The organism is Nocardioides pini, assembly GCF_026712185.1.
GTDB lineage: Bacteria > Actinomycetota > Actinomycetes > Propionibacteriales > Nocardioidaceae > Nocardioides > Nocardioides pini.
Window position 1 is genome coordinate 357,928 of sequence record NZ_JAPPUX010000001.1, and the last position, 21,660, is coordinate 379,587.

20 protein-coding genes and 1 tRNA gene are annotated in these 21,660 nt (G+C 72.7%); 11 read left to right on the forward strand and 10 right to left on the reverse strand.

Annotation, left to right across the window (positions count from 1 at the left end; genetic code table 11):
* Nucleotides 1-48: 48 nt before the first annotated feature.
* Entirely contained in the window at nucleotides 49-219 is a 171-nt protein-coding gene (locus tag NYO98_RS01750) for a hypothetical protein (RefSeq protein WP_268109803.1), read from the forward strand.
* A gap of 293 nt (nucleotides 220-512) precedes the next feature.
* On the opposite strand, the gene NYO98_RS01755 is transcribed toward NYO98_RS01750, so the two are convergent.
* Complete coding sequence (locus tag NYO98_RS01755) at nucleotides 513-1,727, reverse strand: peptidase C39 family protein (protein WP_268109804.1); 1,215 nt, start codon at nucleotides 1,725-1,727, stop codon at nucleotides 513-515.
* A gap of 110 nt (nucleotides 1,728-1,837) precedes the next feature.
* On the opposite strand from NYO98_RS01755, the gene cysS reads away from it, so the two are divergent.
* The 3 genes from cysS to NYO98_RS01770 are packed head-to-tail and all read left to right on the forward strand — an operon-like array spanning nucleotide 1,838 to nucleotide 5,719.
* Nucleotides 1,838-3,238 carry a cysteine--tRNA ligase gene (cysS, locus tag NYO98_RS01760; protein ID WP_268109805.1) on the forward strand — a complete coding sequence of 467 codons (1,401 nt, stop codon included), beginning with the start codon at nucleotides 1,838-1,840 and terminating at the stop codon, nucleotides 3,236-3,238.
* A 1-nt stretch (nucleotide 3,239) separates the two neighbouring features.
* Nucleotides 3,240-4,196, forward strand: coding sequence for a 23S rRNA (guanosine(2251)-2'-O)-methyltransferase RlmB (gene rlmB, locus NYO98_RS01765; protein WP_268109806.1), 957 nt, complete (start codon nucleotides 3,240-3,242; stop codon nucleotides 4,194-4,196).
* Between the two features lie 2 nt (nucleotides 4,197-4,198).
* Nucleotides 4,199-5,719 (forward strand): metallophosphoesterase, encoded by a 1,521-nt coding sequence (locus NYO98_RS01770; RefSeq protein WP_268109807.1) that lies wholly within the window; start codon nucleotides 4,199-4,201, stop codon nucleotides 5,717-5,719.
* Here the strand turns inward: NYO98_RS01770 and NYO98_RS01775 are convergent.
* The gene (locus NYO98_RS01775) at nucleotides 5,703-6,911 is read right to left on the reverse strand and encodes a DUF4032 domain-containing protein (protein WP_268109808.1); all 1,209 of its coding nucleotides are present in this window, start codon (nucleotides 6,909-6,911) and stop codon (nucleotides 5,703-5,705) included. The genes NYO98_RS01770 and NYO98_RS01775 overlap by 17 nt on opposite strands.
* Nucleotides 6,912-6,960: 49 nt before the next feature.
* Nucleotides 6,961-8,787 carry a glycoside hydrolase family 13 protein gene (locus tag NYO98_RS01780; RefSeq protein ID WP_268109809.1) on the reverse strand — a complete coding sequence of 609 codons (1,827 nt, stop codon included), beginning with the start codon at nucleotides 8,785-8,787 and terminating at the stop codon, nucleotides 6,961-6,963.
* A 49-nt stretch (nucleotides 8,788-8,836) separates the two neighbouring features.
* Here NYO98_RS01780 and NYO98_RS01785 point away from each other — a divergent pair.
* A tRNA-Thr gene (locus NYO98_RS01785) sits at nucleotides 8,837-8,911 on the forward strand.
* 4 nt (nucleotides 8,912-8,915) lie between these two features.
* Here NYO98_RS01785 and pdxY read toward each other — a convergent pair.
* From pdxY to NYO98_RS01815, 6 genes are all read right to left on the reverse strand, one after another.
* On the reverse strand, nucleotides 8,916-9,779 hold the full coding sequence (gene pdxY / locus NYO98_RS01790) for a pyridoxal kinase PdxY (protein WP_268109810.1): 864 nt from the start codon (nucleotides 9,777-9,779) through the stop codon (nucleotides 8,916-8,918).
* A 9-nt stretch (nucleotides 9,780-9,788) separates the two neighbouring features.
* Nucleotides 9,789-10,562: a dioxygenase family protein gene (locus NYO98_RS01795; RefSeq protein WP_268109811.1), complete on the reverse strand. Its 774-nt coding sequence runs from the start codon at nucleotides 10,560-10,562 to the stop codon at nucleotides 9,789-9,791.
* 96 nt (nucleotides 10,563-10,658) lie between these two features.
* Nucleotides 10,659-11,381: a uracil-DNA glycosylase gene (locus NYO98_RS01800; protein ID WP_268109812.1), complete on the reverse strand. Its 723-nt coding sequence runs from the start codon at nucleotides 11,379-11,381 to the stop codon at nucleotides 10,659-10,661.
* Entirely contained in the window at nucleotides 11,378-12,814 is a 1,437-nt protein-coding gene (locus NYO98_RS01805) for a pyridoxal phosphate-dependent decarboxylase family protein (protein ID WP_268109813.1), read from the reverse strand. The genes NYO98_RS01800 and NYO98_RS01805 overlap by 4 nt, the downstream gene beginning before the upstream one ends.
* A complete protein-coding gene (locus NYO98_RS01810) occupies nucleotides 12,811-14,160 on the reverse strand; it encodes an MFS transporter (RefSeq protein ID WP_268109814.1) in 1,350 nt (449 codons plus the stop codon). The genes NYO98_RS01805 and NYO98_RS01810 overlap by 4 nt, the downstream gene beginning before the upstream one ends.
* Nucleotides 14,157-15,335, reverse strand: coding sequence for an alpha/beta fold hydrolase (locus NYO98_RS01815; protein WP_268109815.1), 1,179 nt, complete (start codon nucleotides 15,333-15,335; stop codon nucleotides 14,157-14,159). Before NYO98_RS01815 ends, NYO98_RS01810 begins: the two co-directional genes overlap by 4 nt.
* 113 nt (nucleotides 15,336-15,448) lie before the next feature.
* Here NYO98_RS01815 and NYO98_RS01820 point away from each other — a divergent pair, with 113 nt between their 5' ends.
* From NYO98_RS01820 to NYO98_RS01835, 4 genes are read left to right on the forward strand one after another with little or no spacing between them, the layout of a single operon-like run.
* Nucleotides 15,449-16,087: a fasciclin domain-containing protein gene (locus NYO98_RS01820; RefSeq protein WP_268109816.1), complete on the forward strand. Its 639-nt coding sequence runs from the start codon at nucleotides 15,449-15,451 to the stop codon at nucleotides 16,085-16,087.
* Nucleotides 16,088-16,126: 39 nt separating this feature from the next.
* On the forward strand, nucleotides 16,127-16,768 hold the full coding sequence (locus NYO98_RS01825) for an RNA polymerase sigma factor (RefSeq protein WP_268109817.1): 642 nt from the start codon (nucleotides 16,127-16,129) through the stop codon (nucleotides 16,766-16,768).
* Nucleotides 16,755-17,471, forward strand: a complete 717-nt coding sequence (locus NYO98_RS01830; RefSeq protein WP_268109818.1) for an anti-sigma factor — start codon at nucleotides 16,755-16,757, stop codon at nucleotides 17,469-17,471. Before NYO98_RS01825 ends, NYO98_RS01830 begins: the two co-directional genes overlap by 14 nt.
* A 60-nt stretch (nucleotides 17,472-17,531) precedes the next feature.
* Entirely contained in the window at nucleotides 17,532-19,094 is a 1,563-nt protein-coding gene (locus NYO98_RS01835; protein ID WP_268109819.1) for an FMN-binding glutamate synthase family protein, read from the forward strand.
* A 16-nt stretch (nucleotides 19,095-19,110) separates the two neighbouring features.
* On the opposite strand, the gene NYO98_RS01840 is transcribed toward NYO98_RS01835, so the two are convergent.
* Nucleotides 19,111-20,553 (reverse strand): alpha,alpha-trehalose-phosphate synthase (UDP-forming), encoded by a 1,443-nt coding sequence (locus tag NYO98_RS01840; protein WP_268109820.1) that lies wholly within the window; start codon nucleotides 20,551-20,553, stop codon nucleotides 19,111-19,113.
* Between the two features lie 211 nt (nucleotides 20,554-20,764).
* On the opposite strand from NYO98_RS01840, the gene NYO98_RS01845 reads away from it, so the two are divergent.
* Together NYO98_RS01845 and NYO98_RS01850 are read left to right on the forward strand one after the other, a co-directional pair.
* Nucleotides 20,765-21,058: a DUF3263 domain-containing protein gene (locus tag NYO98_RS01845; protein ID WP_268109821.1), complete on the forward strand. Its 294-nt coding sequence runs from the start codon at nucleotides 20,765-20,767 to the stop codon at nucleotides 21,056-21,058.
* Between the two features lie 107 nt (nucleotides 21,059-21,165).
* Nucleotides 21,166-21,651, forward strand: a complete 486-nt coding sequence (locus tag NYO98_RS01850; protein WP_268109822.1) for a LytR C-terminal domain-containing protein — start codon at nucleotides 21,166-21,168, stop codon at nucleotides 21,649-21,651.
* Nucleotides 21,652-21,660: the final 9 nt, after the last annotated feature.

Consider the following 21,660-nt stretch of genomic DNA (forward strand, 5'->3'; position numbering starts at 1 on the left):
AGGCGCACTCGCGGCGGGGAGCGGTTCCAGCTGACGTGGGCGTCCAGGTTGCGCATCCGCACGACGCGGATGCCCGAGCGGGTGCGGACCCGGCGGGTCCAGTCGATCGCGACCTCGATGGGCTCGGTGGGCGCGGTCGGCGGATCGGGCAGGGCATGGCGTCCCGCGAGTGCCGCAGGCTCGGCGTACAGCACGGCCGCCCAGCAGCGCTGGGCGTAGCTCGGGGTGCCGGTGTGGTCGACGTAGACGCCCGGGTGCATCGCGACGAGCGAGCGTCGGCGCAGCAGGGTCTCGACCTCCGGCTTGGTCAGTCCGAGGGACCGCAGCTGCCGTCGGTTCGCCACGCCGTCCTGGGAGCCGAGGAGGTCGGCCACACGGTCGGCCATGGCGGGCGGCAGGTCCATGCGCACTCGATGCCCGACCGCAGGCGTCGTACACCTGCGGGCCGCTGCCTGTGGACGGTGGGACCGGGGAGCGCCGGCCTGCTCAGGGCGGGCCGGGAGTCCCCGCTGTCAGCCGTTGCGGACGACGTACGCCGTCCCGCCGGAGGCGGCGATCCAGATCCGCTCGAACTGGGCGCGGTCGTAGACGCGGCGCACCTCGGCGTTGGTCGCACCCGCCGGGTCGTTGACCACCACGTCGCCGTCGGCCTCGAAGCCCACGACGACCAGCAGGTGGCCGTTGCTCGCCGAGATCGGGGCGCCGGCGAGCTGGTTGCGGCCGAAGGCGATCGAGACGATCAGCGGCACCCCCGCGGCGATGTAGTCCTCGGCCTCGCGCAGGTCGCGCATCCGGGTGACGTAGGAGTCGCCGCCGACGAGGGTGGCGGCGTAGGCGGTGTTGAAGGCCCAGTTGCCGGTGCCGCGGTAGCCGTGGTCGTAGACCATCCTGGCGGTGTGGTCGACCACCGCGTCGGTGTGGCCGGGGGTGATCCCGGTGGGCGCGGGGGAGACGCCGTGGTAGGCGAGCACCATCGCCAGCGACGTGGGGGAGCACCACGCCTCGCCGCCCCCGCCCCAGGCGGGGTAGTGCCCGCTGTGCACCATCTGGGAGTACGTCGGCACGGGCAGGACGGTGCCGGCCGCGGGGCCGGGCTGCGAGGTGGCGCGCGGGGCCGAGGCGTCGGCGGAGGCGACGGCGCCGACCCGCTCCAGGCTGACGGCCTTGCTCGAGCCCTTCGGTCGCATCAGGGTCACGCGCAGCTGGTACGCCGTCACGGCGGACGCGGCGAACCAGGTGTCGGCGCTGACGCGGCCGAGGTCGTCGCTCTGGCCGGAGTACGTCGTCCGCGGCACGGGGCGGTCGGTGCGCGCCCAGTCGGCCACGGTGTCCCACGTGCCGGTGCGACCGCCGGCGTCCTGCGCCCGGATCTCGACCCGGACCAGGGTGCGGCCGGGGGTGGTCGCCTCCCACGACGGGATGACGGCGGTGGCGCCGAAGCCCGTCGTGGCCCACGGCGAGGTCCAGGTGCCGGCCTCGTAGGACTTGCCCGCGACGGTGCGGGGCCTGGCGTCCAGCAGGGAGACCTGGCCGCGGCCGAGCTTGAGCCCGGTGCGCTTGCCGGCCTTGAGGTCGCGGTAGCTGGTCCACGACGTCAGCTGCACCTGGGGCGTCACCCGCTTGCGGGCCGAGGGCCCCTCGGCGGCGCCCGCCGCGGGGGCGAGCGCGGGGGCGAGGGAGGTCGCCAGCAGCAGGGGAAGGGCGAGGACCGCGACACGTCGGAGCACCGGTCGACGATAACCCGGAATGTCCCACGCGTCTCAGGAGTCACACCGGCCGATCCTGCGGGGCGGTCGTCGAAGCCGGAGGATCGGACCGCTCGCCCTAGACTTGCCCGGTGACTCTGAGGCTCCACGACACCGCGACGCGCGAGACCCGTGACTTCGTCCCGCTCACCCCGGGCCGGGCGGGCATCTACGTTTGCGGGCTGACGGTGCAGTCGGAGCCGCACGTCGGGCACGTGCGCTCCGCAGTGAACTTCGACGTGCTCCGCCGCTGGCTCGCTGCCACCGGCCACGAGGTCGACTTCATCCGCAACGTCACCGACATCGACGACAAGATCCTGACGAAGTCGGCCGAGCAGGGCGTCCACTGGTACGCCCTCGCCTCGGCGATGAAGCGCGAGCTCGACGCCGCGCTTGCGGCGATCAACGTGCTGCCGCCGACCTACGAGCCGGGCGCGACCGGCCACGTCCCGGAGATCGTCGAGCTGATCGAGCAGCTGATCGCCCGCGGCCACGCCTACGCCGCCGAGGACGGCAGCGGGGACGTCTACTTCGACGTGCGCAGCTGGCCGGCGTACGGCGAGCTGACCCGCCAGCGGGTCGAGGACATGGAGCCCGCCGGCGACGCCGACCCGCGCGGCAAGCGCGACCCGCGCGACTTCGCGCTGTGGAAGGGCTGGAAGAAGGAGTCCGAGCCGCAGACCGCGTCCTGGCCGTCCCCGTGGGGGCCGGGTCGTCCCGGGTGGCACATCGAGTGCTCGGCCATGGCCGGCAAGTACCTCGGCCCCGCCTTCGACATCCACGGTGGTGGCGTCGACCTGCGCTTCCCGCACCACGAGAACGAGCAGGCGCAGTCGCGTGCCGCCGGCCGCCCGTTCGCGTCGTACTGGCTGCACAACGCCTGGATCACCACCGCCGGCGAGAAGATGAGCAAGTCGCTGGGCAACTCGATGCTCATCCCGTCGGTGCTCGAGCGGGTGCGGGGCATCGAGCTGCGCTACTACATCGTGGCGGCCCACTACCGCTCGCACGTCGAGTTCAGCTTCGAGGCGCTCGAGGAGTCGGCCAAGGCGTTCCGGCGCATCGAGGACTTCCTCGACCGCGCCGCCCCCGTCGTCGGCACCTGGTTCGCCTCGATGCCCGACGCCTTCCGCGACGCGATGGACGACGACCTCGGGACGCCCGCCGCGGTGGCGGTCATCCACGACTCGGTCCGCGAGGGCAACCGGCTGCTGGCCGACGGGCCGTCCGACGAGCTCAGCCAGAAGTTCGGCGAGGTCATCGCGATGCTCGACGTGCTCGGGCTCAACCCCGCCGACGACGCGTGGGCGACCGTCGGGTCCGGTGACCGGCTGACCGAGGTCGTCGACGCGCTGGTGAAGGGCCTGCTCGAGGAGAGGGCGGCCGCGCGCGAGGCCAAGGACTGGGCCCGCGCCGACGCCATCCGCGACCGGATCAAGGCGGCCGGCGTCGAGGTGGAGGACACCCCTACCGGACCGAAGTGGAGCGTGTGACATGGCGGGCAACTCGCAGCGCAAGGGCGCGATCAAGAAGACCGGCAAGGGCAACCCCACCGCCGGGTCGGGGGGACGGGTGCGTCGCGGGCTCGAGGGCAGGGGCCCGACGCCCAAGGCCAAGGACCGGCCCTACCACCAGGCGCACAAGGCGGCCAAGCGCGCCGAGCGCGACAAGGCGACGCGGTCCAAGCGGCGCACGACCTCCGACGCGGAGTGGGCCGCTGGTCGCAACTCGGTCGTCGAGCTGCTGCAGGCCGGCGTGCCGGTCGCGGCGATCTACGTCGCCGAGGGAGCCGAGCGCGACGGCCGGATGCGCGAGGCCTTCAAGCTGGCCGCCGAGCAGGGGCTGACGCTGCTCGAGGTCACCCGCAACGAGATGGACCGGATGACCGGCGGTGCCGTGCACCAGGGTCTCGCGGCGCGGCTGCCGGCCTACGAGTACGCCCACGCCGACGACCTCCTCGAACGGGCGTCCGACGCCAAGGAGCCGGCGCTGGTCGTCGCCCTCGACTCGGTCACCGACCCGCGCAACCTCGGCGCCGTCGTCCGCTCCGCGGCCGGCTTCGGCGCCCACGGCGTGCTGATCCCCGAGCGCCGGGCCGCCGGCATGACCGCCTCGGCGTGGAAGACCAGCGCCGGCGCCGCCGCGCGGCTGCCCATCGCGCAGACGGTCAACCTGACCCGCCAGCTCAAGGCCTACCAGGACGCCGGGTGCATGGTCGTGGGCCTGGCGGCCGACGGCGACATCTCGCTCCCCGAGCTCGTCGCCCCCGGTGGCCTGGCCGAGGGACCGCTGGTGGTCGTCGTCGGGTCCGAGGGCAAGGGCCTCGGGCGCCTCGTCGCGGAGACCTGCGACCAGATCGTCTCGATCCCGATGGCCGGCCAGCTGGAGTCGCTCAACGCCGGCGTGGCCGCCTCGGTCGCCCTCTACGCGATCTCGCAGGCCCGCTCGTAGGGATGTCGTCCACCCCGCGGCGGGTCCTCGTCGGTGCCGTGCTGCTCGTGGGCAGCATGGCGCTCGGGCTCGCGGTCGCGGTGTCGCTGTTCCTCAACAGCAGCCGGACCGTCGTGCTCGTCGGCCACGACACCGTCGTACGGCCCACGCTGGCGCGCGACGCGGTGGTCGAGACCGGGCCGCTGCTGCCCGACCTGCGCATCCGCGACGTCGGCCCGCTCGGTGTGACGCTCACGCTCGGCAAGACCGAGGTGGGGTCGATCGAGGAGCTGGTGCAGCGCTACGCGCTCATCGCCAGCGACCCGTCCGCGCCCATCGACAAGGTCGAGGGCGTGGTGCGCGACATGGCCCTCTCCGCGGCCCTCCGCGGCCTCGCGGTGGGGCTGCTGCCGGTCGCGGTGTTCCTGCTGCTGGGACGCCATCGGCGAGGCGAGCTGTTCCGGGGGCTCCGGACGCGCCAGGGCCTGCTGGCGCTGGTCCTGCTGCTGACGCTCCCGCTGCTGGTGTGGCAGCCGTGGGAGAACGACGAGGAGACGCAGGACGACCAGGGCACCTGGCAGACGCTCGCCGACCTGGCGGGCCCCGACGTGGACCTGCCGGCCGAGGTGCGCGGCATCGAGGTGCGCACCGGCCCGGTCACGACCCAGAGCAAGCGGCTCGTGCTGAGCGCGGTGGACACCTACGACAAGAGCAAGGAGTTCTACTCCACGGCTGCCGAGGAGGCGGCCGACCTCCCCGAGAAGGGCCTGCGCACCCCGGAGGACGGCGAGACCGTCGCCCTCCTGGTGAGCGACCGCCACGACAACATCGGCATGGACCGCGTGGCCCGCGCCATCGGCGAGGCCGCCGGGGCGACCGTCGTGCTCGACGCCGGCGACGACACCTCGACCGGCCAGCCGTGGGAGGCCTTCAGCCTCGACTCCCTCCAGACCGCCTTCGACGACTGGGAGCGCTTCGGGGTCGCCGGCAACCACGACCACGGCACGTTCGTCAGCACCTACCTCGCCGACCTCGGGTGGACCATGCTCGACGGCGAGGTGGTCGAGGCCCCGTGGGGTGGCACCCTGCTCGGCGTCGACGACCCGCGCAGCAGCGGGCTCGGCAGCTGGCGCGACGAGACCGGTCTCAGCTTCACCGAGGTGGGCGACCGGCTCGCGGACGGGGCCTGCGCCGCCGCCGAGGACGGCGAGCGGGTGAGCACGATGCTGGTCCACGACGCCAACCTGGGCCGTGAGGCGCTCGCCCGGGGCTGCGTGGACCTCGTGGTCGGCGGGCACACCCACGTCCAGAACGGTCCGGACGCCGTCGACGGCGAGGACGACGCGACCGGCTACACCTGGACCAACGGCACGACCGGCGGTGCGGCGTACGCCTTCGCGCTCGGCAGCAAGCCGCGGCGCGACGCCGAGGTCAGCCTGGTGACCTACGCCGACGGTCGACCGGTCGGGCTGCAGTGGGTGCGGCTGCGCACCAACGGCTCGTGGCAGGTCGGCGACTGGGAGCCGGTCACTCCTGCCCCGTGATCGCTTCGTCGGGCTTGGCGGTGAGGAACCGGTCGATGTAGTCGCGAGCGGTGGCGTGGATGTTCACCTCGTGCCCGGCCCGCTCGGAGAGGTACCAGCGGTGCTCGAGGATCTCGTGGAAGACCTCCGCGGGCTCGAGCTTGCCGGTGGCGTCGGGCGGGATCATCGTCATGATCGGCTCGAAGATCTCGTGCATCCAGCGGCTCGCGACGAGGTGACGGTCCTCGCGGCCGAGGTCGTGGTGGGCGGTGTAGGACGCGATGTCGTTGAGGATCCGGCGTGCCTGGTTGTCCTCGACCGTCATGCCGGTGAGGTCGCGCAGCTCGCGGGTGTGGTGGCCGAGGTCGACGACCTTGGGCTGGATGCGGATCGTGTCGCCGCCGAGGTCGGTGACGATGTCGAGCTCGTCGACGTCGAAGCCGAGGTCGTTGAGCCGCTCCACGCGGCGCTCGATGCGCCACATCTCGTCGGCGCCGAACTCCTCGAGGTCGGTGAGCTCGCGCCACAGCGCCTCGTAGCGCGAGCGCAGGTGCTCGATGATCTCGAAGCCGTCGATGGGGCGCTGCACGGCGCCGCTCGCGCTGAGGTCCATCAACTCGGCGAAGATGTTCTCGCAGCCCACGGTGATGTCGTACTCCCGCAGCCGGTCCCCGACGGACTCGTGCAGCTCGCCGGTCTCGGCGTCCACGAGGTAGGCGGCGAGGGCGCCGGCGTCGCGGCGGAACAGCACGTTGGACAGCGACACGTCGCCCCAGTAGAAGCCGGCGAGGTGGAGCCGGACCAGCAGCACCACGATCGCGTCGATGAGCGTGGGCACGTGCTCGACGTCCATGCCGCGGCTGAACAGGCTGCGGTAGGGCAGGGAGAAGCGGAGGTGGTGGGTGAGCAGCGCCGCCGGCAGCTCCTCGCCGTCGCGGCTCTCGCGACCGGTGACGACGCCCTGCGGCACCACCGACGGCATGCCCATGCGCTGGAGGTCGCGCAGCATCCGGTACTCGCGGAAGGCGATGTCGTCGTTGGTCTCCTTGACGGCGTAGACGCTGCTGCCGAGCCGCACGATGCGGACGACGTGGCGCGACAGGCCGCGGGGGAGTGGTACGACGACCTCGTCCGGCCACTCCTCGAGCGGCAGGTGCCAGGGCAGCCGGAGGATCGCCGGGTCGGGCCGGCTGGCGACGATCCGCATGGCCATGCGAAGCACCCTAGCCGGGCACGGGACGCGCGTGGAGCGCCTGCTCGCCTCAGATCTCCCAGACGTCGAGCCGCGGCCCCGCGGCGGCCGGGACCTCGGCGCCGTCGGGCCCGGTGACGAGGTCGGCGCCGCCGGGCTCGGACCCGAAGAGGTGCCGGCCCGCGCCCGTGGGGAGCGTGAAGGCGCTGCCGGCGGCCCGGCGGGCGACGACGAGCACGGTCTGGTCGGGGTGCTCGCGGAGGTAGGCGATGGTGTCGTCGTCGACGTGCGCCCAGCGCAGCCCGCCCCGGCGCAGGGCCGGGTGCTCCCGCCGCAGCCGGGCCAGGTCGGCGTACGTCGTGAGCGTCTGCCGGTCCCACTCCTCGCGGCGGTGCCACGGCATCGGGCGGCGGGCGTCCTCGCCGTTGACGCCTTCGAGGCCGATCTCGTCACCGGCGAAGACCATCGGGACGCCGGGCATCGTGAACTGCAGGCCGGCGGCGACGCGGTGGACGGCGGCGTCCCCGCCGACGAGGGTGCGGATCCGGGCGGAGTCGTGGGAGCCGAGGATGTTCCAGCTCGACGCGGTGGCGCGCCAGCCGAGCGCCCCCTGCCAGGCGCGGAACGTCTCGACGACCGCGCCGCCGCCGCGGCGCGGGACCGGCACCGGGCGCCCGAAGGGACGGGCGGGCGAGGCGGGGTCGCGCAGCCACGACCAGACGGGCCAGGAGAAGCCGGAGTAGTTCATCGTGCCGTGCCAGCCGTCGCCGTCGACGTCGCCGGTGGCGTCGTGGTTGTGCTCGCCGATGACCCACGGGTCGTCGTGGAGCGCGGCGGCGGTGGCCCGCACGGCGCGGGCGACCTCGTGGGCCACGTCGATGTCACCGAGCCGGCCGGTCATGTTGGCGACGTCGATGCGCCACCCGTCGACGGCGTAGGGCTGCTGCAGCCAGCGGCCGACCACCGAGTCGGGGCCCTCGACCATCGCGTGGCGCACGTCGAGGTTGGCGTGGTTGATCTTCGGGAGCGTGCCGTGGCCCATCCAGTCGGCGTAGGTGCCGTCGTCGGAGAAGTAGTAGAACGAGCGGTGCGGGTCGCGCGGGTCGTCGACCGCGCAGAGGAACCACTCGTGGGTGTCGCCCGTGTGGTTGGTGGTGAGGTCGCCCAGGATGCGCCACCCGCGCTCGTGGACGGCGGCGCTCAGCCGGGCGTACGCCTCGCTGCCGCCGAGCAGCGGGTCGACCTCGGTGAAGGTCGTCGCGTTGTAGCGGTGGTTGCTCTCGCCGGGGAAGACCGGCGTCGTGTAGAGGATGTCGGCCCCGACCTCGGCGAGGTGGTCGAGGTGCTCGGTGATGCCGTCGAGGTCGCCGCCGAAGAGCTGCATCGGCGTGCGCGGGTCGCTGCCCTCGAAGACCACCTCGTCGTCCCAGTCCGCGGGCAGCGCCCAGTCCGGGACCTCCCGCTCCTCGGCCGCGGCCGAGCGGGCGAAGCGGTCGGGGAACACCTGGTAGACGACCCCGTCACGCCCCCAGTCCGGTGCGGGCGGGTGGGCGGCCAGGCGAAAGTCGTCGGCGTCCGGCACGTCGTGGGCCACCACGCCGGCGCCGGTCAGCCACTCCTGCTCCTCGCCACCGTCGCGGACGAGGAGGAAGCGGTAGTGCGTCACCGGGTTGTGGACCGGCAGCTCGCCCTCCCACCACACGGCGTCGCCGATCGTGGTCGGCGTGGTCGGGTGGAAGACCGGCTCGGCGTCGTACGTCGTCCGCAGCCAGACGGCTTCGACCGGGTCGGTCGCGCTGGTGCGGACGCGCACGGTGACCCTGGCGCCGAGCGCCGGTGCCTCGTCGGAGACGAAGAGCGGGGACCCGTCGTGGTGGGGGTCGTGGAGGAGGCTCACGGGCCACATCCTTCCTCACCTAGGATGGCCGCCGCGTCCTCGGGCGCACGCCGCGTTAGCTCAGGGGTAGAGCACCAATCTTGTAAATTGGGTTGCGAGAGTTCGAATCTCTCACGCGGCTCCAGCCGTCAGCGGACCTGCTGCACCTCGAACTCGCACGCGGGGGAGGCGATCGCGTCCTGCGCGGCGATCAGCCGGAGCTCGCGCTCGCCGGAGTCGAGGGTCTCCTTGAGGACCGCGAAGACCGAGGACGCGGTCCGGGCGAGGGCGTCGGCGGGGGAGCCGGTCGTGCGCAGGTGGGCGGTGAACAGGGCGGCAGTGATGTCGCCGGAGCCGTTGGCCTTCATCGGCAGGCGCGGGGTGGTGACGAGCCACGCGCCGTCCCCGGTGACCGCGAGCATCTCGATGACGTCGTCGTCCGCACCCTCGCGGTCGACCGACGTGACGAGCACGGTCGAGGGGCCGAGGCCGCGCACCTCGTCCACGGCGGACAGGATGTCCTCGAGGGTCGACGGGCCGCTCAGGCCGTCACGGTCGGTGATGAAGCCGAGCTCGAACTGGTTGGGCGTCAGCACGTCGGCGACCGGGATCACCGTGGAGCGGTACTTCGGCGGGATCGCCGGGTTGACGAAGCAGCCCGAGGTGGCGTTGCCCATGACCGGGTCGCAGGTGTACGTCGCGTCGGGGTTGGCCGCCTTGACCTGCGCGACCGCGTCGACGATGACGTCCGCGATCTCGGGGGAGCCCTGGTAGCCCGACAGGACCGCGTCGCAGGTCTCGAAGGCGCCGCGCTCGCCGATGCCGGTGATCACCTCGGCGACGTCCTGCGCCGCGATCAGCGGCCCGCGCCACGCGCCGTAGCCGGTGTGGTTGGAGAAGTTCACCGTCAGGACCGGCCACACGTCGTGGCCGAGGCGCTGGAGCGGGAACACGGCAGCGGAGTTGCCGACGTGGCCGTAGGCGACGTGGGACTGGATCGAGAGGACGCGCACACCCCGACCTTAGGCGACCTGCAGGGACCGCTTCGACAGGCCCATCCAGTAGCCGTCGATGACCTGGACGCCCGGCTCGTCGGCGGTCGTCGCCGCGCCGAGGGTCACGAACAGCGGCGTGTAGTGCTCGACGGTCGGGTGGGCGTACGGCATGCCGGGCGCCTTCGACCTGTAGTCGGACAGCGTGTCGACGTCGCCGCGGGAGAGCGCGTCGGCGGCCCAGAGGTCGAAGTCCACCGACCAGCCGGGGGCGGCGGCGTCGATGCGGAACTCCTCGAGGAAGGGCAGGCCGTGGGTGAGGAAGCCCGAGCCGATGACGAGCACGCCCTCCTCGCGCAGCGGGCGCAGCCGCTCGCCGAGCCGCATCAGGCGGTGCGGGTCGTCGGTCGGCAGCGACATCTGCAGCACCGGGATGTCGGCCTCGGGGTACATGATCTTCAGCGGCACCCATGCGCCGTGGTCGAGGCCGCGCGAGACGTGCTGGTGCACGGGCTCGCCGGTCGGCATCATCGCTGCGACGCGCTGCGCCAGCGCGGTGGCGTCGGGCGTCTGGTAGGTCATCCGGTAGTACTTCGGCGCGAACCCGCCGAAGTCGTAGACCAGTGGCGCGCCGCTGGCCGACAGGCTCACCGGCGCCGACTCCCAGTGCGCCGAGACGATGAGGATCGCCTTCGGGCGCGGCAGGTCCTTCGCCCAGGCCGCGAGCTGCCCGGACCAGATCGGGTCGTCGAGCAGCGGCGGCGCACCGTGGCCGATGTACAGGGCAGGCATGGGAGTGGTCATGACGTCCTCAATAGTTGTTGGTTCAACTATATTCCACCGGTAGTCCAGGGACAAGTGGTCGTCTGCGGGTCGTCCGTACGACAGTTCGCCACTGGACTACCGCGCCGGGACGTCGTCGTACGCCGGCAGGCTCCAGTCGACGGGCTCGGCGCCCTGGTCCACCAGCAGGCTGTTGACCGTGCTGAAGGGCCGGGAGCCGAAGAAGCCGCGCCGCGCGCTGAGCGGCGAGGGGTGGGCCGACTCCACGCACGGGACGGCGCCGAGCAGCGGCTTCAGCTTCTGGGCGTGCCGGCCCCACAGGATCGCGGCAGCCGGCCCGCCGCGCTCGGCGAGCGCGACGATGGCCCGTTCGGTGATCGCCTCCCACCCGCGGCCCTGGTGGCTGTTGGAGTCGCCCGGCCGCACCGTCAGGGTCCGGTTGAGCAGCATGACGCCCCGGTCGGCCCACGCCGACAGGTCGCCGTGCCGCGGCGGCACGATGCCGAGGTCGTCGCGCAGCTCGACGTAGATGTTGACCAGGCTCGGGGGCAGCGGCCACACGTGCCGCTCGACGGCGAAGCTCAGCCCGATCGGGTGGGCGGGGTTCGGGTACGGGTCCTGCCCGACGACGAGGACGCGTACGTCGGCCAGCGGGCGCTGGAACGCCCGCAGCACCAGCTCGCCCGCCGGCTGGTAGCCGCGACCGGCGGCGACCTCCTCGCGCAGGAACTGCCCCATCGCCGCGATCCGGTCGTCCACGGGGGCCAGCGCCTCGGCCCAGTCGGGCGCGACCAGCCCCTTGTCGACCAGCCCGGCGAGCGCGCTCGTGGCGTTGCTCATGCCCGGCTCCCGCGGACGGGCCTCTGCAGCCGGTCGAGGAAGGCCACCAGCAGTGCCTCCCGCATGGCCGGCGACGCGACGTCGAGCATCGCGTTGACCTCCGCCATCCGGCTCGGCAGCTCGAGCTCCCCGTCGGCCGACTCGCCGACCAGGCCCGACGCGGCGAGCAGTCCGTCGAAGTCGTCGTCACCGAGCGCCGCCGGGTCGAGCGCCTCGATGAACGCGACCACGCCCGGGTCCACGGCCACCGGGCCGGCGGCCTGCGCGGCCGCCACGGAGTCGGCGAGGGCCGAGGCGAACTCCTCGACGTGCGGGTGCGTGCCCGCGCTGACCGACAGGTGGATGCTCGGCCCGTCGTCACCGAAGGACAGCTGCGGCTGGACGTACCAGCCGCGGGCCACCAGCTCGTCCGTGAGCGTGAAGGGGTCGCAGGACGCATCGGTCGCCAGGGTCACGAGCGTGGAGTCGGGCGCCACGACCAGCCGCAGCGCGGGCTCGGCGTCGATGCACGCCACGATCGCGTCGACCGCCGCGAGCGCGCGGTCCGCGAGCGCGAGGTAGCCGTCGTCGCCGATGTGCTCGACGACGGCCCACGTGCCGGCCACGGGGCCGCCCGACCGCGTCGACTGCGTCGTGGCGTTGAGCATCGTGTAGCCCGGCCACGCCGCGGAGGCGAAGAACTGCGGCTTGCGCAGCGAGGCGTCGCGGTGCAGCAGGAGCGAGGTGCCCTTCGGGGCGTAGGCGTACTTGTGGGTGTCGACGGAGATCGACGTGACGCCGTCGACCGCGAACGTCCAGGGCGGCACCGGGCGCCCCAGCCGGGAGGCGTACGGCAGCACCCACCCGCCGATGCACGCGTCGACGTGGCAGCGGACCCCGCGCGCTGCCGCGGCCGCGGCGATCGCCGTCACCGGGTCGACGACCCCGTGCGCGTAGGACGGAGCGCTCGCCACGACGAGCACCGTGTCGTCGTCGATGGCGGCGGCCATCGCCCCGGCGTCGGCCCGGAAGTCGGCACCGACCGGCACGAGCACCGCCTCGACGCCGAAGTAGTGCGCGGCCTTGTGGAACGCGGCGTGCGCGGTCGACGGCAGCACCATCCGGGGACGCGCGACGTCGGGCCGGCTGTCGCGTGCGCCCTGGACCGCCAGCAGGATCGACTCGGTCCCGCCCGAGGTCACGGTGCCGACCGCCGAGCCCGGTGCTTCGAGCAGCCCGCACGCGAAGCCGACGAGCTCGTTCTCCATCTGGAGCAGTGACGGGAACGCGGTCGGGTCGAGCGCGTTGGAGGCGGCGTAGGCCGCGACCGCCTCCCGGGCGACCCGGTCGACCTCCGGGTCGCCGGAGTCGTAGACGTAGGCCAGCGTGCGGCCCCCGTGCACCGGCAGGTCGCGGCCCTGGAGGACCGCGAGCCTCTGCATCGCGTCGGTCATCGGACTGCTCCTTCCGCGGCCGCCACCTCGGCGGGGTCGAGGGCGTACTGCCGCAGCCACCAGAGGCTGACCACGGTCAGGACCGCCGGGACGATCGAGAACCCCAGCGCGATGGTCGTCAGCGCCGAGTCGGGCTGGCTGATGTCACGGCCCTCGCTCGAGAGGTAGCCGCCGAGCGCGAGCATCAGCGCGAAGAGCGCCGGACCGAGGGCGAGCCCGAGCGTCTCGCCGGCCGTCCAGACGCCGGTGTAGACCCCGGCGCGGTTCTCGCCCGTCCGGGCCGCGTCCACGGCCGCGACGTCCGGCAGCATCGCCATCGGGAACACCTGGCAGCCTGCGTAGCCGACGCCGACGAGGCCGGTCGCCACGAACGTCCACACGTCGTTGCCCCCGCGCGCGAGCACGGCGAGGGCGGCGCCCGCCGCGAGGAGCAGCGACGCAGCGACGTAGCCCTGCTTCTTGCCCACCCGCTCGCCCCAGCGGGCCCACAGCGGTGTCAGCAGCAGCGCCGGGCCGACGAAGCAGACGAACAGGATCGTGGCTGCCGACGTGCGCCCCAGCAGGTCCTCGGCGACGTAGGCGACGCCCGCGAGCATGCAGCCGGTCGCGAGGGCCTGCAGGACGAACGTGGTCAGCAGCACCCGGAAGTCGCGCGCCCGCGAGACGACCTGCAGCTGCTCGCGCAGCGACCCGGCTCCCGCGCCCACCGCCCCGATCGGCGCGCGCCGGGTGCCCCACCAGGCCGCGAGGACGCCGAGGAGGATGACGGTCGCCATGACGACGCCCATCACCCGGTAGCCGTCGCGCCCGCCCACCGCGTCGCGGATCACCGGGGCCGTCGCGCCGGCGAGCATGATCGTGAGGGCGAGGATCGCCACGCGCCACGTCATCAGCCGCGTCCGCTCGTCGTACGACGTCGTGATCTCGGCCGGCATCGCGACGTAGGGCACCTGGAAGAAGGCGTACGCCGACGCGGCGAGCACGAAGAAGAGGAGCACCCACCCGGCCTCGAGCCAGCGGCTGTCGAGGTCGGGGGCCGCGAAGATCAGCGCGAACGCGCCCGCCAGCATCAGGCCCGCCCGGATCAGCCAGGGACGGCGCGGACCGGCCGGGTCGACGGTCCGGTCGCTGACCCGCCCCGCGACCGGGTTGAGCAGCACGTCCCACGCCTTCGGCGCGAACACGATCGTGCCGGCCCACAGAGCCGCGATGCCCAGCTCGTCGGTGAGGTAGGGCAGGAGCATCAGGCCCGGGACCGTGCCGAAGGCGCCCGTGGCCACCGAGCCGCTGCCGTAACCGATGCGGACGCCGCGCGGCAGCCGCCCGGCGTCGACCGCCGTCCTCACCGCCCGCCCAGCGCGCGTGACCCGGCCGACCCGTAGCGACGCGTGGGGTTCGACCCGATCGTGCCCGCGGAGGCCTTCGGCGTCGCCTTCCTGCGCGCCGGCAGCGGCCCGCGCGACCACTCGTCCACCCACTCGTCGATCACCGTCCAGGTCGTCGACCGCGCGGCGCGCCCGGTGAGCATGCCGAGGTGGCCGCCGGGCACGACCTCGAAGCGCACCTGCGGCGAGCCGGTGAGCAGCGGCACCACGGCGCGCACGGCGGGGAACGGGGCGATCCCGTCGGTGTTGCCCGCGAACACCAGCGTGGGCACCGAGATCGCCGCGAGGTCGACGGTGCGGTCCCCGATCTCCATGCGGCCGGTCGCGAGGGCGTTGCCCTTGACGAAGCGGTGGTAGAGCTGCCCGAACGTGCGGCCGGGGTAGGCCGTCATGTTGTTCATGAAGCGGGTGACCGCCTCCATCTGGGCGAGGTAGTCGGTGTCGTCGAGGTGCGTCAGCACGGCCAGCGGCTTGGTGACCACCTTCTGCGCCGAGGCGGCGGTGAAGGCCCAGTTGACGAGGGGGGTCGGTACGCCGCCCAGGACCCGGTAGGCCCGGGTGATGACGCCCTTGCCCTGGGTCAGGTTGAGCAGCGGCCGCACCGGGGCCACCAGGGGCACCTTGGTCACGTCGACCGGGGACCCGACGACGGTGATCGAGGCGATCGGCAGGTCCTGCTGGTCGGCGGCGACGAGCAGGGTGAAGATCCCGCCCAGGCTCCAGCCGACGAGGTGCACGCCGCGTCCACCCGCGTGCTCGTGGACGGTGCGGATCGCCTCGGGCAGCACCTCGTCGACCCAGTGCTCCATGCCGAGCGACCGGTTCCGGAACGAGACCTGCCCGTACTCGAGCAGGTAGGTCGGGCGCCCCTGCGTGACAAGGTGCTCGACCAGGGAGCAGCCGCGGCGCAGGTCGTAGCACAGCGCCGGCGCGGCCAGCGGTGTCACCAGCAGCACCGGGTCGCCGTTCGGGGCGACACCGGCGACCGGGCGGTAGTGGTAGACCTCGCGCAGCTCCCCGTCGTCGATCAACGTCCGGGGCATCGGCCGCAGGTCGGCCAGCCCGCCGTAGAGCAGGGTGTGCGCGACGTTGCCGGCCGCGGCGACCACCTGGTCGGGCTTGGGGATGAGGTCCATGGAGGAAATCTACGTGCAGAAAAACTTCGGGACAGGTGCATCCAACGGCGGGGTCGGTCCGGAGAAGGGGGTGACGGGCGCCAACGGGCGCCCCTGACGGAAGGACCTCCCTCATGAAGCGACGCGTTCCCGCCATCCTCGCCGCCTCGGCGCTCGCCCTCGGCGCGGTGCAGGCCACGGCGCCCGCCGCCAGCGCCAAGGCCGCTGGTGAGGACAGCCTCGCGGCCCTCCTCACGTCCGACGGCAACACCTTCGACAAGAACAAGAAGGACTTCGACATCGTCACCGAGGCCGCCCTCGCCGTCGTCGCCGCCAAGCCCGACTCCCCGGTCGCGCTCCTGGCCGACGGCAGCAAGCGGCTGACGGTCTTCGCGCCCACCGACGAGGCGTTCCGCCTGCTGGCCGAGGACCTGACCGGCAAGACGATCAAGAGCGAGAAGAAGATCTTCGACGCGCTGGTCGACCTCGCCGGCGTGGACACGATCGAGACCGTCCTGCTCTACCACGTCGTCCCCGGCAAGACGCTCACCAGCAACAAGGTGCTCAAGGCCGACGGCGCGAAGCTGGCCACCGCCCAGGGCGGCAAGGTCAAGGTCGACATCAAGAAGAAGCCGAGCCTGAGCATCACGCTCAAGGACCTCGACAAGAACGACCAGGACCCGAAGGTCGTCCTGAAGGCTATCGACCTCAACAAGGGCAACAAGCAGGTGGCCCACGGCATCGACCGGGTGCTCCGCCCGATCGACCTCTGAGGCCGGAACGCACGGACGCCTGACGGGCGGGGGACGACGGTGACCATCATCCCGTTCCCCGCCCGTGGGCCCCGCCGGTACGGTGACCCGGTGGTCACCGGGGCGATGGCGTTCGAGGACGAGCAGGACGAGAGCGTCCATGTGCTGGCGTCCCGGCTCGTCGACGGCGACGAGACCGCCCTCGAGGAGGTCTACGACCGCTGGTCGTCGCTGATCCACACCTACGCGCTCCGTGCGCTGCGCGACAGCCACGACGCGGAGGACGTCACCCAGCAGGTGTTCGTCGCCGCGTGGCGCAGCCGGCACACGCTGACCCCGAGCCCCGCCGCCCTCCCCGCCTGGCTGGTGGGGATCGCCCGTCACAAGGTCGCCGACCTGCGGGCGGCCCGGGCGCGTGACGCCGACCGGCTCGCGGCCGTGGTGTCGCTGCCCGGCACCCACGACGACGCGATCCAGGCCGCCGACGACGAGGTCGCCGAGCGGCTCGTCGTCCGCCAGGCCGTCGAGGAGCTCCCCGACCCGCGCCGCACGATCGTGTTCCTCGCCTTCTGGGAGGAGCGCAGCCACGCCGAGATCGCCGAGAAGGTCGGCCTGCCGCTCGGCACCGTGAAGAGCCACGTCCGCCGTGGCCTGATGAAGCTGCACCAGCAGCTCGAGGGGGTGCGCCATGAGTCACGTTGATCCCGAACAGCTCGCGGGGCTCGCCCTCGACCCCACGGACGGTCCTGCCGACGTGCGCGAGCACGCCGAGACCTGCCCGGAGTGCGCCGGACTCGTCGCGGCCTTCACCGGCGTACGCCGTCGTGCCGGCGCGGACGCGCTGGTCCCCCCGCCCGCCGCGCTGCGGGCGCAGGTGCTCGCCGAGGTGAGGTCGGGTGACGCCGAACCGCAGCCGCGGTCCGCGCCCGCCGGACCGGCACGGCGACGCGGCGTACCCCTCTGGCTGGCCGGTGTGGCCGCCGCTCTGGCCCTCCTCGCGGGCATCGGCCTCGGGCGCATCGGCACGAGCGGTGACGACACCCCCGAGGCGGTCGAACCGCCGACGGGCGCCGGCACCGTCGTGGCCGCGGCGCCCCTCACCGCCCTCGACAGCGACGCCGCGCGTGGCGAGGCCGAGGCCGTGCAGACCGACGAGACCTTCACGATCCGCGTCAGCGCGAGCGAGCTCGGCGACGAGCCGGGCGTGCACGAGGTGTGGCTGATCAACGTGGACGGCAAGCGGATGATCTCCATCGGCCTGCTCGCCGCGGGCGACGAGGGGGAGTTCGCGGTCCCGATGGACCTCATCGACGAGGGCTACCGCATCGTCGACATCTCGGTCGAGCCGGACGACGGCGACCCCACCCACTCCGGGGTGAGCGTGGCGCGCGGCGAGCTCGCCTGACCCCCTCCATCGGGACGGTCCGTCCTCGACAACGCGTCGTGGGAGGGCTAGGAACGGGGGATGAGGTGGAGGTACGCGATCCTGGGCGGCACGGCGGCGGCCGCGGCTGCCACGACGGTGCACGACCTGGTCCAGACGAAGCACGCGATCGTGCGCAACTTCCCCGTGATCGGGCACGCCCGGTTCTTCCTGGAGCGCTTCGGGCCCGAGCTGCGGCAGTACATCGTCACCAGCAACGACGAGGAGCGCCCGTTCAGCCGGGACCAGCGGCGCTGGGTCTACGCCAGCTCCAAGCTCGAGAACAACTACTTCGGCTTCGGCACCGACAACGACGTCGAGCGGGTCGAGGGCTACCCGATCATCAAGCACCGCACCTTCACCGGTCCTGGCGCGGCCACGATGCCCCACGCGCAGGAGGAGATCGCGCTGCCGTGCGCCAAGGTGATGGGCGCGGCGCGCGGTCGTACGCACGCCTTCCGGCCCTCGTCGGTGGTGAACATCTCCGGGATGAGCTTCGGCTCGCTGTCCGGCAAGGCCGTCGAGGCGCTCAACCGGGGCGCGGCCATGGCCGGCTGCTTCCAGAACACCGGTGAGGGTGCCCTGTCGCCCCACCACCGCAACGGCGGCGACGTCGTCTTCCAGATCGGCACCTCCTACTTCGGTTGCCGCGACGAGCGGGGCCGCTTCGACATGGCTCGCCTCGTCGACGTGGTCCAGTCGGCGCCCGTGCGCGCGATCGAGGTCAAGCTGAGCCAGGGCGCCAAGCCGGGGCTCGGCGGCATGCTCCCGGGCGGGAAGGTCAGCCGGGAGATCGCCGAGATCCGCGGCATCGAGGAGGGCAAGGACTGCGCGTCACCGAGCCGCCACACCGTCTTCCACGACATCGACTCGATGCTCGACTTCGTCGAGTCGGTGGCGGAGGCCACCGGCCTGCCGGTCGGCATCAAGTCGGCGGTCGGCAACCTCACCATGTGGGACGAGTTGGTCGAGGAGATGGCGTCCGGCGCCCGCGGCGTCGACTTCGTCAACATCGACGGCGGCGAGGGCGGCACGGGCGCGGCGCCGATGATCTTCGCCGACTCCGTCGCCTACCCGTTCCGCATCGGCTTCAGCGAGGTGTGGCGCCGCTTCGCCGCGGCCGGCCTCAGCGACGACCTGGTGTTCGTCGGTGCGGGCAAGCTCGGCGTGCCGGAGAACGCCGTGGTGGCGTTCGCGCTCGGCGCCGACATGGTCAGCGTCGGCCGAGAGGCCATGCTCTCGATCGGCTGCATCCAGGCCCAGAAGTGCCACACCGACCACTGCCCGGTCGGCATCGCGACCCAGAACCCGCGCTACACCCGTGGCCTCGACGTGGGGCTCAAGAGCGTCCGGGCGGCCAACTACATCCGCTCCCTGCGCCGCGACCTGCTCAAGGTCTCCGAGGCGATCGGCGTCGTCCACCCCGGCCTCATCGCGCCCCGCGACATCGACATCCTCGACGGCACCCGCTCCGCGGTGGGACTCGGTGAGGTCTACGGCTACGACCCGTCGTGGCCGCGCCTGGGAGCCAGCCTGGTGCGCGACATCGAGGCGATCATGGTCGCCCAGGACGAGACCGCACCCTCACGGCGCACGCCCGCCTGAGCCGAGCCGGTCGGAGTCAGCTCGAGCGCGACCGGCGCACCGTCTTGTCGTGGTGCTCGGGCAGCTCCTCGAGCTCGCGCAGGAAGTCGGCGGCCCACTTCGCGACGTCGTTCTGGACGACGGTCCTGCGCATCGCCCGCATCCGCCGTGAGGTCTCCCTCTTCTCCGCGGCGAAGGCGTCCATCAGCGCGGACTTCATGCCGTCGATGTCGTAGGGGTTGACCAGCCAGGCCTGCCGCAGCTCCTGCGCGGCGCCGGCGAACTCCGAGAGCACCAGCGCGCCGTCGTCCTCGAAGCGGCAGGCGACGTACTCCTTGGCCACGAGGTTCATCCCGTCGCGGAACGGTGTCACCACCATGATGTCGGCGGCGCGGTAGAACGCGGCCATCTCCTCGCGGGGGTAGGAGTTGTGGAGGTAGTGGATGGCCGGGTTGCCGATCTTGCCGTAGTCGCCGTTGATGCGCCCGACGAGCATCTCGATCTCGTCGCGCAGGATGCGGTACTGCTCGACGCGTTCGCGGGACGGGGTCGCCACCTGCACGAAGACGGCGTCCTCGACGTCGAGGTGCCCGTCGCGCACCAGCTCCCCGAACGCGCGCAGGCGCGAGTAGATGCCCTTGGTGTAGTCGAGCCGGTCGACGCCGAGGAAGATCCGGCGCGGGTTCCCCAGCGCCTCGCGGATCTCGGCGGCCCGCTCCGCCACCGCCTCCGACCGGGCCAGCTCCTCAAAACCGGCCGTGTCGATCGAGATCGGGAACGCGGTCGCCTTCACGGGCCGGCCGTCCGGCAGGTAGATGGTGTCGCGGTGGGTCTTGTGGCCCACGCGGCTGCGCACGAGGCGCACGAAGTTGGCGGCGGCACCCGGCAGCTGGAAGCCGATGAGGTCCGCGCCCAGCAGCCCCTCGAGGATCTGGCGGCGCCACGGCAGCTGCGAGAAGAGCTCGGCGGGCGGGAACGGGATGTGCAGGTAGAAGCCGATGCGCAGGTCGGGCCGCCTGGCCCGCAGCATCTGCGGCACGAGCTGGAGCTGGTAGTCCTGCACCCACACAGTCGCGCCCTCGGCCGCCACCTCGGCGGCGCGGTCGGCGAAGCGCTGGTTGACCGAGACGTAGGAGTCCCACCACTCCCGGTGGAACTCCGGCTTCGCGATGACGTCGTGGTAGAGCGGCCAGAGCGTGCCGTTGGAGAAGCCCTCGTAGAACTCCTCGACCTCCTGGGCGCTCATCGCGACGGGGATGAGGGACAGCCCGTTCTCCTCGAACGGCTCGAACTCGTCGTCGTCGGCCGAGCCCGGCCACCCGATCCACGCGCCGTCGTTGGCCCGCAGCACCGGCTCGAGCGCGGTGACCAGCCCGCCGGGCGAGGGGCGCCACGACACCGCGCCGTCCGGCTGGGTCACGCGGTCCACGGGCAGGCGGTTGGCCACGATCACGAGGTCTGCCTGCGGCGCTCCAGTCACGTCCGCAACACTAGCGACGGCCGGTGAGGCCGAGACCACCCCGCGGTGTCCCCCTCGAGGCGCTGCCGGCCGCCGCACTCGGCTCACGAGCCCGGCGCCGGTTTTGTCCAGACGACTCGCCGGAGGCGAATGACATCGTTGTGGTTCGTCGCCTAGACTCGTGCCCGTCCACCCGGTCACGGGTGGTGTGGGGTCGAGGAGGAGATGTCCGATGGACGCAGCCGAGCACATCGCAGCCGGGCAGGAGACTGCTGCCGGGCTGAGCCAGCGTGACCGCGACATCCTCGAGTTCGAGCGGCACTGGTGGAAGTACGCCGGCGCCAAGGAGCAGGCGGTCCGCGAGAAGTTCGACATGTCCTCCACCCGCTACTACCAGGTCCTCAACGCCCTCATCGACCGTCCCGAGGCGCTCGAGGCCGACCCGCTGCTCGTCCGCCGCCTCCGCCGGCTGCGGGCGTCCCGCCAGCGGCAGCGCTCGGCGCGCCGCCTCGGCTTCGAGATCTGACACCACCTGTCGAGTCACGGCCCGCCCACTCACGATTGGTCACCTTCCCCATGGCCTCCTTCCCCAGCCCCGGCCGCCCAGCGCCCCGTCGTCGCGACGAGCGTGGCGTGGCCTTCCCGTCCCCGCTCGTGATGCTGTCGGTCCTCGCCGTCGCGATGGCCTCGATCACCTTCGTCGCCACGCGCGACCAGGCGCCGACCGAACGGCGCGTCGACACCGCCACGATCGCCAGCGCCGACCAGTCGCCCAGCACCGAGGCCACCCCGGCCCCGGTCGAGACCCCGACGCCCGAGCCGAAGCCCAAGCCGCAGCTCAAGCGGGGCGAGGTCTACGTCGAGGTCTACAACAACTCCGGCATCCGGGGCCTCGCCGCGGCGACCGCCGCGAAGGCCACCGAGGTGGGCTGGGCCGTCGTCGGTGAGGACAACTGGCAGGGCCTGATCCCCACCAGCACCGTCTACTTCCCGCCTCGGCTCGAGGCGGCCGGCAAGCAGCTCGCCCTCGACCTGGGGATCAAGCGCACCGCACCGGCCGTCGGCGTCATGAAGCGCGACCGGCTCACGATCATCCTCACCGCCGACGCCCCGCGCTGACCCCGCGGA